The organism is Providencia sp. PROV040 (assembly GCF_032706145.1).
GTDB lineage: Bacteria > Pseudomonadota > Gammaproteobacteria > Enterobacterales > Enterobacteriaceae > Providencia > Providencia hangzhouensis.
On the sequence record NZ_CP120530.1, the window covers coordinates 1271113 to 1284335 of the forward strand.

Genomic DNA, 13223 nt, shown 5'->3' on the forward strand with positions numbered 1-13223 from the left:
ATTACCTCGTTAATCCAGTTAAAGAAATAGGGGGTTTTTGTTCAGTTATTAATTGGCTCAGTATTTCCGCGCTGCCTGCGGCAAGTGTAAACCCTAAACTGCCATGCCCAATATTAAGCCATAAATTTTTATAGGCAGTTTTTCCTAGTATCGGTGGGCCTTTCGGTGTTGAAGGGCGTAACCCACACCAACTTTCAGCATCGTCAATTTTAGGTAATTCAGGGAAGGTATTTTTAATAATATTCTTGAGTGCTTGTATTCTATTTTCACGCAAGCCTTGCTTGTCATAACCAATATCAACCATCGCAGCAATGCGTAATTGATCATTAAGTTTGGCATAGACAATTTTATTGCCGTAATCAGTCACGTTAATTTTCGGAACAATATGTTCTACCTGCGGGTATTCTACGCTTAAGCTATAGCCTTTTAACCCTAAAATTGGGACATTAATATTTAGTGGTTTTAACAATTCGCGGCTACCATTGCCGGCACAAACAATAAAATCATCAGCTTGGATAGTTCCCTGGTGAGTGGCTACTCCTATAATGCAGTCATCTTGTTTAATGAAAGATTGAACATTATGTTGTAAGCAAAGATTAAATTGAGATTGCGTGAGTAAATATTGCAGTAGGTTCTTACAGAATAAATAGCAATCTGCACTCTCATCATCAGGGGCATATATTGCACCTACCAATTGAGACTGTATATTTTTTAAAGAAGGTTCTAGCCCAACAATTTCAGAGGGTGTTAATATTTTTTGAAATTGTTTATCAACCGTTTCACTGGCTTTTTGAAAACTTTTATTATCACGGTGGATAATTAATTTCCCTGATTTTTCCCAAGCAAAATCAGAAATATCACCATTGTTACGCCATTTATTCATTATTTCTTGGCTAAAAAGTGATAAACGTAAAAGATGGGCACCATTAATTTTATTCGTTTTACGGTTACAAGCTAATGTAAATTGTGCAAGCCAAGACCATTGTTGTATTGAAGGCGTTATTTTTAGATTTAAAGGAGAATTATTTTTCCCCATCCAACGTAGGCCTTGCAAAGGAACACCGGCGTCTGCAAGAGGAGATACATAGCGATAGCTGAGTTGCCCACCGTTAGCAAAACTGGTCTGCATGCCAACATCGGTATCTGATTCAACTAATGTTACGGTTTGGCCTGCTTTAATTAATGCATAGGCGGTGCTTAAACCAATTACACCAGCTCCAATAACCACCACATGTTTAGTCATAATAATCCGTAACCCATAATAACCAAGATGTTATTATTTAACGGTGAATAAGCTAACTAAACAATTGAGTTTTCATTACTAGAGTATAACTTTTGGTTAACTACTTTATTTCTTTTTTCAAGTGTGGATGCCAAAGTATTAACATAATTTTGTGCAGCTTTGGTTAATGGTTTGTCTGCGCGATGAAAAACAGATACGGCAAGATGTAAACCTTCTTTTAGTGGGTAAATCATCGACTCAGGTAGCGTATGTTCGGCTGAAAAAATATCCGTAATACTACAGCCTAAACCCGCTTGAACAAATTCTGCTGCCATATGGTAGGTATGAACACTAATATTTGATTCTGCAAACTCATGGCGCTTTTGTAATAGCTGAGATAAGGAGTCAGACCCAGGATGGATCCAACGCTCTTGGTCTATATCGGTGAGTGATACAGGGGAGTGCAATGGTAATTTGCTATCCACATAGACTAATGGGATATCAGCAATGGGAAGAACAGCAATGCCTCCTTCAATTTCAAGATTAAAGCCAATACCAATGTCGAGATCTTGTTGGGTTAATAACTGCAGAATATCCGTTGTATGATGTGTACCGATCGTGAGTTTGATATTGGGGTGTTTTTTAATAAATTGCGCGGTCACTTCAGGTACTAAGTTTAGCCCTAAGCTAGGTAGACAACCAATGGCTAGTTTACCTTGCGGATCACGTGATAAATTTTGCGCTAAAATTCTTAGTTTATCTAGATTTTGATAAACTTCTTTGGCTTCTTCAAATAGCAGGTTTGCCTCAGCCGTGGGAATTAACTTTCCTCTTATTCGCTGGAACAAGACTAAGCCAAGTTGTTGTTCTGCATGTTTTAAGGCCTTACTTGCCGCGGGTTGTGAGATATGTAAAACCTCCGCTGCACGAGTTAAAGAGCCACATGTCATGACCGCATAAAAAATATCGAGATGCCTTAATTTCATTTTCAGAAACCTACTATTTGCTTTGACTCACCGAAACCGACTATTGGTATTAATTCGCATATTCTACCGAATTAATACAAATTAATCTGAGCAACTATTTATTTGGTACTGAAAATGATGAAAGGTAATTAGGCGGTTTAAATTCAATGGTGATAAAAAAGAGAAGGCCAGATGATATACATAGGTTATAGTCTGGCCTTTATGATTGTGTACTAGGTAAAATACGTGCCGATTTCGATAAAGATTTTAATTAAGATACTATTTGAAATATCGACAATAAATGCCCCTACCATTGGCACCACTAAAAATGCTTTATGAGAAGGACTGAATGCTTTAGTGACGGTCTGCATGTTAGCGATAGCGGTTGGTGTCGCACCCATTCCAAACCCGCAGTGCCCAGCACTAATAACAACTGCGTCATAGTCTTTACCCATCATTTTAAAGGTAACAAATGTTGCAAATAGAACCATAACTACCGTTTGGACAGCAATAATTATCAGAACAGGGCCTGCCATACTGGCGAGTTGACCGAATTTTAAGGACATTAGCGCCATTGCTAAGAATAATGACAAGGCAACGCTACCTAAAACATCAACAGTTGGTTCAAAAACTTCATGCTTAAATACATGGGTTAAGACATTACGAATAATAATACCGACAAATAAGCACCAAACAAAGGTTGGTAATTGCATGACAGTATCTTTAAAAAACTCACTAATATAGCCACCGACAACAATACAGATAATCAGCATTGAGATGGTTTCAATAACATTATTAGCATTAATTTTTCGTTTAACACTCGGTTGTTCGAAGGCTTCAACGATCGTTTCTTTTTCGAGTTCAGTGCTTTTAGGGATTGAAACTTTTTTCAATAAATGACGAGCAACAGGGCCGCCAATTAACCCACCTAATACTAAACCTAGGGTTGCACATGCCATAGCTAATTCAACAGCACCAGTCACGCCATACTTATCAGCCAGTATTGGTCCCCAAGCTCCTGCGTTGCCGTGGCCACCCGTAAGTGTGATTGAGCCTGCAATTAAGCCAATAAATGGACTTTCATTAAGCATGACAGCCATTCCCATACCAACGGTATTTTGAATAGCAATTAAGATAGTCACTGCGATAGTTAATAAAATAAGTGGCTTACCACCTTTTATTAAACGCGAAAAATCTGAGCTCAATCCAATTGATGAAAAGAACGTAATCATTAAAATGCTTTGTAGTGAAGCATCAAAAGTAAATGAGTATCCAGCTGTTTTATCGACAATTAATAGAATGATAGCAACAATAAAACCGCCAACAACGGCTTCAGGAATATGGTTTTTTTGTAGAAAAGGAGTGTATTTTACAACAAACATACCAATCAATAGCGCCAAACAAGCGACTAATAAAGTGTAGCTGGCATCTAGGATCATTATTTTACCTCAAGTTAGTTTACCAGAACTTTCACCGTTGTTATTTAACATTAGCGATAAATTAAATTACTTTGCGTAACTTTTGTTTAACAATGAGTTTTGTTTGGGTATCTATAACTTTTAGTTAACTGCGACATTCTTATTTTTTCATTTGTCGAGTCATCCAATCCCGTAGTAAATTATTTATTTTCAATTTAACTATTTGTTAATTATGATTTTTTATGTTTGATATGTATTTTGGTATCATTTATGTGGTGATTAATATTTGCACTGGTTTTATCTCGTGGTTATAAAGCCGTATTCAATATGAATGATGAGAAGTGTGATGTACCGCATGTAAGATGTTTAGAAAATGTAGGAGAAGAGGGGGAATGCTACATGATGTAGAATGCGCTTAATAATTCAAATGAAAATTGATGTCTTGGACATATCGTTTTGGCTCAGTATGCTAAACGATTAATTGCTTTTAACCTCAGTAGAATGAATGCGAATATTATTCATTAAAATAATAGTGTAATTCTATTTAAATATTATAGCTTAGTTTTTTAACCATTTTATTTATGCCATAAAAATAAGCCAGTGATTTAGTTATTGATTTTATTAAAGTTATTGTTTTAATTACTATTTATAATAGTATTAGTATCATTAAATATGATAGGAGCGATATGATGGTGACTCCCCCCCAAGCAGAACAAGCATTGGTTATTCTGCGAAAACATTTTTCTGATTCATTAATTGCAGTTTATCTACACGGTTCCTCTGTTTCTAGTGGGTTACGGCCAATGAGTGATATTGATTTACTTGTGGTGATTGATAGCCCCGTGACTGATATTTGCCGTGAACAACTTGTACGAGATTTAATGGATATTTCTGGCTTATATCCGATTGATCCAAAAGGCCGGCGACCACTGGAAATTGTTGTATTCTTAACAAGTGAATTAAACATGCTTTCTTATCCTGCAAAATGTGAATTAATTTATGGAGAGTGGTTACGTACAGAGTACGAGCAAGGGGTATTTGAAGGACAAACTCAAGACCCTGAATTCACACTAATGTTAGCCCAAGCGTCACAAGAAGCAGTAAGTTTATGGCACAAGGAAATATACGGCTTACCTATTGTTGGCCTGCACGATATTCGCCGAGCTATGTTAGATTCACTCCCTAATTTAGAGTTATCTCTAAAAGGTGATGAGCGTAATGTTTTACTGACATTAGCACGCATGTGGTACACCATGGAAACGGGACTATTTATATCAAAGGATGAGGCTGCCATTTGGGCAATAGAACTCATTCCAGTGGAATTGGCCTCGGTGCTACTGGTAGCGAAAAAGGCCTATTTAACTGGTGTTTCTGTTGATTGGGAAAATCAACAGGTGGAAGTCACCTTGTGTGCGAACTATTTAGCTGAGCGTATTCGTGTTTATTCTTAGATGCACATAAGCCAGTGTGTCTTTTGATGCTTTTTTAATACAAATTAAATAACGTTTGCCTGATATTTAATGAATTGAAAAGTGAAAGTCTTATACTGCCTTACTGTTTTATTAACGATGGAACAAAAATGACTAAAAAATCGATAAATCCAGCGTCTGTCTTTAATTCTTTGCAGTATGGCTTTAGCCAAGCCGTAGAAACAACGGGAACCCGACAATTATTTTTATCGGGTCAGGTTGGTGTGAATGCTGCGGAAGAAACTGTTGCTGGGGGAATTTACGAACAAACCGTGCAATCATTAATTAATATTGAACATGTATTGCATGAGGCCGGTGGCGATTTATCTCATGTGGCTATGCTACGTATTTATATCAAAGAGGGCTTTAACAGCCATAAGAAACAAGCTGATATTGCGCGAGCATTAAAAGAAAAATTTCCAAATATGTCACCTGCATCTTCTTGGGTTATTGTTTCAGGGCTTTCCTTGCCAGAATGGTTAATAGAAATAGAAGCTCATGCAGTTTTGAACTAAATTTATTAGAATAGAAAAGCCGATAGTGGAAGTATCGGCTTTTCTGGCACTCGTGGTATTAGTGTTTTACTAATGTTGAGAAATAATAAATAAGAGGTACTGCAAGGATCCACAAGCTTATTGGAATTTCTCTCCATTTGCCTGCAACCGCTTTGATTAAAATATAAAATAACAGCCCACCTGCAATACCAGTACCAAAACTATTAGCGATTAACGTAATCATCACCATCATTAATACTGGTAAGCCATCAGTAAAATTGCCTAAGTCCACTTTTCGTAAGCCACTAAACATATTTAGTCCAATTAAAATTAGAGCTGGAGCTGTGGCTTGGGCTGGGATCATTAATGCGATAGGCGTAAATAACAGCATTAATAAAAACATAAAGGCAGCAGCAAGGGCGGTCATACCTGTTTTACCCCCAGCTTCTGCGGCAGCGGAGGACTCAATGAGTGCGGTTGCCGCTGGAATACCTACCCACGGGCCTAATGCAGCAGCAATTGAGTCAACGATAAAGGGGCGGTTAATATTTGGCATATTACCTTCTTTATCTAATAAGCCAGCCTCTCCGCCAACGGCTAAAGTTGTTCCCATGGTTGAGAAAAACTCAGCAGCAAAAAAGACAAATAAGAAAGGTAGGAAAGCGATATTTAATGCGCCAATTAAGTCTACATGCCCTAGTACAGGTGCCACAGAATGTGGAATACCAATAAAGCTTTCAGGCAATTTTGTGACGCCAAAAGGAATGCCTAAGAGGGTTGCAAATAAAATTGCCCATAAAATTCCGCCTGGTATTTTGCGAGCTTGTAGTGCAATCGCAACGAAAAAGCCTGCGAGTGCAACTAATGCACCAGGAGAAAGGAAATCCCCAAGCATTAGTGCATTTGTTTTTGGGTTAGCAAGTACTAACCCTGCATTTCGAAAACCTAAAACGGCCACGAACAGACCAATTGATGCAGTTAATCCGAGTTTAATTGATTGGGGAACAGAGCGTGTAACAACCTCACGCAAGCCAAATTTAGTTAATAGGAAAAATAAAATTCCAGACCAACAAGCAATGCCGAGCCCTATTTGCCAGTCAATGCCTTCACTACCTGCGAGAGTAATGCCGACAAGAACAGAGCCTCCGATACCGGGGCCAACAATAAATGGTAAATTCGCATAGAATGCCATTAATAAACTGGCAATGACGAAGACAATAATTGTTCCAGTGGTTGCTGCGCCTTTATCCATTCCTCCTGCGGCAAGTAAACCGGGGATCACGACTAGCAGGTAAGCTGCGGCTAAAAAACCAGTAACTCCGGCTAAACACTCTGTTTTCACTGAACTCCCACGTTCACGTAAAGCAAAGCGTTTTTCCAGCCAACTCCCTGATGTTGGCGTATTTATTGAACTGTCAGCCATTAATAGGCTCTCCTATCATTATTTTTGATATTTTTAATTTTCTAAGCGTGCTTAACCGTATGGATAACAGCGTCAACGATTTGACGTGTTGTTCCGTCAGTTAATCCTAAATCGGTTAAATGTGGCCCTGCATTGCAGGCAAGACAAGTTCCCTCAATGGCTTTAAATACGCGGTAAGGTGGTTCCCAATCTGCAATTTCACTGCTTAATTCACGTAATTGACGAAACTGAGCGGCTAATTCAGGCGCAGGTAAATCAGATAACATCCCCGCTATTGGCATCGCAACATGGGCTAAAATTTGGCCATTTTGCACTAACGCCATACCTCCACCACTCTCGATTAATAAATTAGCAGCGATAGCCATATCATCGGGGTCACGTCCAAGAACAACGAGGTTATGTGAATCGTGTGAATAGCTTGTCGCAATGGCTCCGCGTAATTCACCCCAGCCCTCAAGTAAGGCTATTTGTGGTAAAGCATCGTGACGGCCGTGACGGTGTTGAACTCGAATAAGACTGAAATTATTCGGCAGTTGTACCACGCTATTCTTGATTTGTACGTCAACTTCTCCCCATTGGGTAAAGCGCGCCCCACGAATATGACGTAAACGCGCACTACCATTATTGATTCCAGCAATTTTTAGTGTGCAATCATTTGGGGTAATTGGTGAAAGTCGCATAGTATCGCGTGGAGGTAAAATATCATTAGGTACATTTAATGCATTGATAAGCTGATTATTTTCAGCTATTTTTCGCCCAGATACATACACAGCTTTCGCTTTCAAAGTTTCCAATGAATCGAAAATGACTAAATTTGCCTTTCTACCCGCAGCAATCAGGCCAAGATCATGGCGTTGCAAGCGTATTGCAGCATTAAATGTAGCAAAGCGTAGTACGTCCGTTGCCGGCATTCCATGCTCAATTAAAAGGTTAAGTAGCGCAATAATGCCACCTTTTTCAATTAACATATCGGGCGGAACATCATCCGTACATACTGTAATTTGCGATGATAAATGTGGTAAGGATTTTAATGCGGCAACAATATCGGGAAGAAGGTAAGGATGAGAGCCACGAATTTGTAATGTAAGACCCGCACGTAGTTTTTCAAGAGCATCTTCAGCCGAGGTTAATTCATGATCAGATGTGACTCCGGCTGCCAGATAAGCTTGGAGATCAGCCCCATTTAAACCTCTTGCATGGCCTTCTATAAGTTTACCTGATGTAATTCCTGCATTTAGAATTTCTTCCATTCTATCACTGCCATGGAGCACGCCAAACATATCCATAACTTCAGCCACACCGCGGACTTCCGGCCAACTCAGCATGGTTGACATCTCATCCCCAGCAAAGTCTGCACCAGACATTTCTAGGCCAGGTGTTGATGGTACTGATGAAGGGGCTGCAACCATAATATCTAGCGGCAAATTTCGGCTAGAATCAATGGCATAACGTACACCTTCTAGGCCTAGTACATTGGCGAGTTCATGGGGGTCCCAAAATACAGCTGTTGTTCCTTGAGCTAGAACTATCTCAGCATAGCGAACAGGAGGCAAGTGTGAGCTTTCTAAATGGACGTGAGTGTCTATTAAGCCGGGTGAAATGAAATAGCCTGATAAATCATGGATTTCATTTGCATCAGTACGGGTTCCAGTAGGGTGAACGCTAGCAATTAGGTTGCCGGTGATCCCGATATCTGCAAGGCGAACTTCACCTGTGACCATATCGACAATATTGGCATTAGCGAGTAAAAGGTCAAAAGGCTTTTCACCTTTAGCGGATTGAATGACATGACGCCTGTTTTGTTCTGTTATGCTCATAAATACCATTCCTTCAATTTAATGACAGTTACTTTATGAGCAACGCAAACGTTTGCCAAGATGATAAAATTTATCATGCGATAAGAAATGGTTATAATGAACAGATATATTGGCTAACCCAATAAAAATAAAAGTACATTATTATGATAGAACCTTGGCAGAGACTGCCAGCACTTACGCTCAAACAACTACAGTATTTTGTGACATTAGCAAAACTGCGTCATTTTACCGAGACAGCAAATCGTCTAGCGGTGAGCCAACCTGCTTTGAGTAGTGCTTTGCGGCAAATAGAAACGGTTATTGGAGGAAAACTAATTAATCGTACCGCTTCATCCGTAACATTAACGGAGCTAGGCGCAGCAATTTTGCCACATGCACAGCAAATACTGAGTGTTTCTCACCGTGCATTTAGTGAAATTCAAAAAATAATCGTGGAAGGTGGGGATGGAACATTACGTATTGGGCTAGTTCCTTCCGTAAGTTCTTTGTTATTTCCTGCTGTACCTGAATTATTAACTCAATATTTTCCGAGGCTTAATATTGAGTTTTATGACCAAACGAATGACGCTTTGATTGATAAACTTATCAATCATGAAATTGATTTTGGCATTGGTGTGTTAGATAGCTCAGTGCCTCAAAATTTAAATATCTTTCCCTTGCAGGATGACCCTTTTGTTGCTGTTATTCATCATGATGATACCGTGTCTGCCAATGAATTTCACTTGCCGTGGAAATTGCTAAATAATCGTGATATTGCCGTATTTTCGAAAGGTAATATTCAACGTTTAGTTGCTGCTACGGTGGAAAGTCACCGACTAAAATTAAATATTCGTTATCAAGTAGATTATATTGAAACCTTATATGGCTTAGTTCGTTCAAAATTAGCGATTGCTATTTTACCACTGCTTTATACTGTACATTTACGAGACCCGGAATTGAAAGTTTTGCAATTACAACAACCGGAGTTAACGCGCACAGTCGCTTTAATTCGTAATAGCGAGCAAGCGACGCCACTAATGGACGAGGTTTTTCAGGTATTGTTAAAAGTATTGCGTGATAACAACGTATGAGATTTATCAACTAAGGCAGATTACTACCGCATTTATCGTAAAGTTATTTTATTTGAATAACTGAATAATGGTTTCAATATCGATAATAATATCTTAAAGAGCGTTACAGATAGCGCTCACTTTTTATTTAATAAATTGATTTTAAAAAGCTTTGGAATAACTTTATGAATACTATACTAAAATATAGCTGTTTTATCGCCGCGGTTATATTACTTTCCGCTTGTGATGATATGGAGCTTTTAAGTGGTAAAGGTAAATTTTATTATAGTAACCCAAGCGCAAACACGATTAGGTTTAAGCTAGATGGTAAAGATTATGATGTTTTACCAGAAGATAAAGGTGTTGTTTTACTTTCTAGCGGGTTACACCAGTTAGAAAGCGATGAGGGTAACGTGACGGATTTTTTTGTCTTTGAAAATAACTCTGGCGGTATTATTAACCCAAATCATTTTGTTTATTACACATTGTCTGAAGTTTATGCTGTTGATGGTAAAGAAGAGAGGTTTAAACCTGCGAGTTACCCCATTACGATTAATGGGCACGAGCTTGAACTGCCGGTTCGCAGTTCTAATGCAACGCTTATTGATGGGAATATATTTAGGTGTAGCTACCCGATTGGCGAAAATTTTCCTGATTCAATCACACTTTATGATGATAAGTTAGATGGAAATATTAAATCCAAGTGTTTTGATAAACATGAATTAATTGCCTATTTAGATAATGAATACGGACAAAATTTATTACCGGATCCTGCTAATCATGAAGCTGCGGATTCTATCAATGTGGTATTTATGTATGGAGTCCCAACTGTTACTTTTGATAATGAGGATGTACAGGTAAAGGCCGAAAAATTAATTCAGTTAGTTACACGGTTAAAAAATACCGATGATGTGAATATTCATAAAGAATTAAATCAAGAATTTCATCAGGCTATCACAGAATTAGTCCAGGAGCAGGTTCGAAGTACTTCATCAAATTCTGTTGCTGAAAATATAAAGTATAATCATTTTATTCAAGAAATTAATGTAGTAAGAGAAAATGGTATTTGGTTAAAAGAGTAATCATTTAAGTAGATTTACTCTTTACATGTTTACTCAAAAAACTATTTCGAGTAATAATTTTTTTGAAATTAATTAAGAAAATGCTTATTAATTATACAGAGTAATCTTATTTGAAATAATTGGCGAAAAAGCGAGATTGGGGTAGTTATATTTTTATTAACCTCACCAAGGAACTCGGCGATGAATTTATCCATACAATCTGTTTTCACCGTCATATCAGCTGTATTTTTGTTTTTATTTTCTTCTGTCGCTAGCAGTACAACTATTATTGATACCAAAAAGGAACCCGATGTTTTAGATTTAGTATTCATTCTTGATAAAAGTGGCTCTATGTCAGGTTTCGAGACTGATACAATTGGTGGATATAATAGTGTATTAACTGAAAATAAAGGAAAAAAAGCAAAAACCTACATTACAACTATTTTATTTAATGACAAAACAAGTTTACTTCATAATAGAGAACCCATTGCAAAAGTTTCTAATCTAACACTTGATGATTATCCTGTTGGTGGCTATACCGCATTGTTAGACGCAATAGGAGAAGGCATTGAAAAAATGCAAGAAAATAGAAATGTTACTAAAAATAATAATGTCCTTTTTGTAATAATTACAGATGGGCAAGAAAATAGTAGCCGTAAATATTCCCAGGCGAAAATTAAAGCTATGATTAAGTCAGCTGAAACAGAAGATAAATGGGATTTTATTTTCTTAGGAGCCAACATTGATGCCATTTCTGAAGCGGAAAATATTGGGATTAAAAGTTCAAATGCCACTGGTTATGTGCAAGATGGGACAGGTTACGATAAAGCTTATCGTGCTGTAAATAAAGCGGTGGAAGCTAAACAAATGTCTGCGCCAATATCAGAGGACTGGAAACAGGAAGTCGAAGCGGATGTGAAGGAACGTAAAAAATAATAATGTGTTCAATTAAAAAGAGATGAATATCGCTTCGAATAAAGCCCTTACGGCAAATGCAATAAGGGCTTTCATTTTATAAATATAATTAGCTAGTTTGTTTTAAGGCTGTAAACATTTTTTCAGCAAGTGTGTCTTGTGCCGATTGGACTCCAGGTAATACAAAATAGTACCCTCCACCAAAAGGCTTGATATAACGTTCAAGTGGTTCACCATTGAGCCGTTTTTGAGTGTCAATAAAGCCTGTCTTTAAATTTTGTTGAAAAGAGACAAAAACTAAGCCCATATCGAGAGTTCCTGTTTCGGTTAACCCCAGTGAATAGCTATAACTTCTTCGCCTTAGTTTTGCGGTATAACGTTCAGGGTTACGAGGTTCTGCACGGCGCATATGGGAATCAAATAAAATACGGTCACCATGAGGATCTTTTTTAAACTCAGGATCATCATGCTCATTTTTCATGCCGATTGGTGCTCCTGAGTCTTTATGTCGGCCAAAATCATTTTCTTGATCTTCTAATGGTGTTCTATCCCAAAACTCTAAATTAAAACGAATGAGACGTACTGCTTGGTATGTCCCTCCGTCGCACCAAGACGGTTCTTGGCTGCCTTTTGTTATCCATATTAATTCGTTCATTAACGAATTGTCATCGGCAGGCGCATTTCCTGTTCCATCCTTAAAACCAAAAAGGTTGATAGGCGTTGAGTGGTTATCAATATCTCTTGCAGGTAAGAAACCATCTATTTTCCAGAGAGGAAAACTGTATGGCGAAATATGACGTAGGATGTCACGTAATGCATAGATAACGCTTTCTTGGCTATTCGCACATATTTGCAGAAGAAGATCACCACCACACCATTTTTGTTCTAGTCGATCGTTAGGAAAACTGGTCATTTCACTAAGATGTTTAGGCTTAATTTTATTTAAGCCGAACCGGTTATCAAAAAGAGAATTTCCTAAAGCAACGGTGATAGTTAGTGAGTCGGGTTGTTGTTGTGTCCCAAGAATACCTGATTCTGCCGGAGGCATCTTATCGTTATTGATTGACGGCTCTATTTGGGGTTGAGTTAAGTGAGCAATACGCTGAGTCAGTAAAGTAAAAACAGTTTGTAATTGTTCGACAGAATTCGCTGTAGTATTAAATGCAATAAAAGTGGCATTTTTGGGTTCAGGCGTTAAAACACCGGCTTGGTGTAGCCCAAGATAATTGATTGCTTTGTTATAGGTGAGCTGGCAATTAGCAATTTTCCCTTGCGCTTTTAATGTTGGAGCCGCTAAAACTGCGCTACTAACTGCGAGCATTTTTAGGGCATTACGCCGAGACATTCCGCTGGTTTGCAATATACTGCTTAGTTTAGCTTGCATAAATAT

The 13223-nt window shown here is 38.1% G+C and carries 11 protein-coding genes; 5 read left to right on the forward strand and 6 right to left on the reverse strand.

Annotation, left to right across the window (positions count from 1 at the left end; genetic code table 11):
* Position 1: 1 nt before the first annotated feature.
* The 3 genes from P3L40_RS05870 to gltS all read right to left on the reverse strand — a co-directional run bounded on the left by P3L40_RS05870 (position 2) and on the right by gltS (position 3626).
* A complete protein-coding gene (locus P3L40_RS05870) occupies positions 2–1243 on the reverse strand; it encodes a D-amino acid dehydrogenase (protein ID WP_110592286.1) in 1242 nt (413 codons plus the stop codon).
* 56 nt (positions 1244–1299) lie between these two features.
* Positions 1300–2208, reverse strand: coding sequence for a LysR family transcriptional regulator (locus tag P3L40_RS05875; protein WP_004260676.1), 909 nt, complete (start codon positions 2206–2208; stop codon positions 1300–1302).
* 212 nt (positions 2209–2420) lie between these two features.
* Positions 2421–3626, reverse strand: a complete 1206-nt coding sequence (gene gltS, locus P3L40_RS05880) for a sodium/glutamate symporter (protein WP_094960930.1) — start codon at positions 3624–3626, stop codon at positions 2421–2423.
* Positions 3627–4291: 665 nt separating this feature from the next.
* Between gltS and P3L40_RS05885 the strand changes: the two genes are divergently transcribed.
* The gene (locus P3L40_RS05885; RefSeq protein WP_210853405.1) at positions 4292–5056 is read left to right on the forward strand and encodes an aminoglycoside adenylyltransferase domain-containing protein; all 765 of its coding nucleotides are present in this window, start codon (positions 4292–4294) and stop codon (positions 5054–5056) included.
* Between the two features lie 128 nt (positions 5057–5184).
* Positions 5185–5589, forward strand: a complete 405-nt coding sequence (locus P3L40_RS05890) for a RidA family protein (RefSeq protein ID WP_210853407.1) — start codon at positions 5185–5187, stop codon at positions 5587–5589.
* 58 nt (positions 5590–5647) lie between these two features.
* Here P3L40_RS05890 and P3L40_RS05895 read toward each other — a convergent pair whose 3' ends face one another.
* Both P3L40_RS05895 and P3L40_RS05900 read right to left on the reverse strand, forming a co-directional pair.
* Entirely contained in the window at positions 5648–6991 is a 1344-nt protein-coding gene (locus P3L40_RS05895) for an NCS2 family permease (RefSeq protein WP_004260651.1), read from the reverse strand.
* Positions 6992–7032: 41 nt separating this feature from the next.
* Positions 7033–8808, reverse strand: coding sequence for an adenine deaminase (locus P3L40_RS05900; RefSeq protein ID WP_136133960.1), 1776 nt, complete (start codon positions 8806–8808; stop codon positions 7033–7035).
* A gap of 143 nt (positions 8809–8951) precedes the next feature.
* Here P3L40_RS05900 and P3L40_RS05905 point away from each other — a divergent pair, with 143 nt between their 5' ends.
* The 3 genes from P3L40_RS05905 to P3L40_RS05915 all read left to right on the forward strand — a co-directional run bounded on the left by P3L40_RS05905 (position 8952) and on the right by P3L40_RS05915 (position 11854).
* Positions 8952–9878, forward strand: a complete 927-nt coding sequence (locus P3L40_RS05905; RefSeq protein WP_136133961.1) for a LysR family transcriptional regulator — start codon at positions 8952–8954, stop codon at positions 9876–9878.
* A 164-nt stretch (positions 9879–10042) separates the two neighbouring features.
* Entirely contained in the window at positions 10043–10939 is an 897-nt protein-coding gene (locus P3L40_RS05910; protein WP_136133962.1) for a hypothetical protein, read from the forward strand.
* A 180-nt stretch (positions 10940–11119) separates the two neighbouring features.
* Positions 11120–11854, forward strand: a complete 735-nt coding sequence (locus tag P3L40_RS05915; RefSeq protein ID WP_136133963.1) for a vWA domain-containing protein — start codon at positions 11120–11122, stop codon at positions 11852–11854.
* 88 nt (positions 11855–11942) lie between these two features.
* Here P3L40_RS05915 and efeB read toward each other — a convergent pair whose 3' ends face one another.
* Positions 11943–13217 (reverse strand): iron uptake transporter deferrochelatase/peroxidase subunit, encoded by a 1275-nt coding sequence (gene efeB / locus P3L40_RS05920; protein ID WP_210853410.1) that lies wholly within the window; start codon positions 13215–13217, stop codon positions 11943–11945.
* Positions 13218–13223: the final 6 nt, after the last annotated feature.

Coding starts and splice junctions, on each gene's coding strand:
- P3L40_RS05870 (WP_110592286.1), bottom strand. CDS start 1,243: ATGACTAAACATGTGGTGGTTATTGGAGCTGGTGTAATTGGTTTAAGC.
- P3L40_RS05875 (WP_004260676.1), bottom strand. CDS start 2,208: ATGAAATTAAGGCATCTCGATATTTTTTATGCGGTCATGACATGTGGC.
- gltS (WP_094960930.1), bottom strand. CDS start 3,626: ATGATCCTAGATGCCAGCTACACTTTATTAGTCGCTTGTTTGGCGCTA.
- P3L40_RS05885 (WP_210853405.1), top strand. CDS start 4,292: ATGATGGTGACTCCCCCCCAAGCAGAACAAGCATTGGTTATTCTGCGA.
- P3L40_RS05890 (WP_210853407.1), top strand. CDS start 5,185: ATGACTAAAAAATCGATAAATCCAGCGTCTGTCTTTAATTCTTTGCAG.
- P3L40_RS05895 (WP_004260651.1), bottom strand. CDS start 6,991: ATGGCTGACAGTTCAATAAATACGCCAACATCAGGGAGTTGGCTGGAA.
- P3L40_RS05900 (WP_136133960.1), bottom strand. CDS start 8,808: ATGAGCATAACAGAACAAAACAGGCGTCATGTCATTCAATCCGCTAAA.
- P3L40_RS05905 (WP_136133961.1), top strand. CDS start 8,952: ATGATAGAACCTTGGCAGAGACTGCCAGCACTTACGCTCAAACAACTA.
- P3L40_RS05910 (WP_136133962.1), top strand. CDS start 10,043: ATGAATACTATACTAAAATATAGCTGTTTTATCGCCGCGGTTATATTA.
- P3L40_RS05915 (WP_136133963.1), top strand. CDS start 11,120: ATGAATTTATCCATACAATCTGTTTTCACCGTCATATCAGCTGTATTT.
- efeB (WP_210853410.1), bottom strand. CDS start 13,217: ATGCAAGCTAAACTAAGCAGTATATTGCAAACCAGCGGAATGTCTCGG.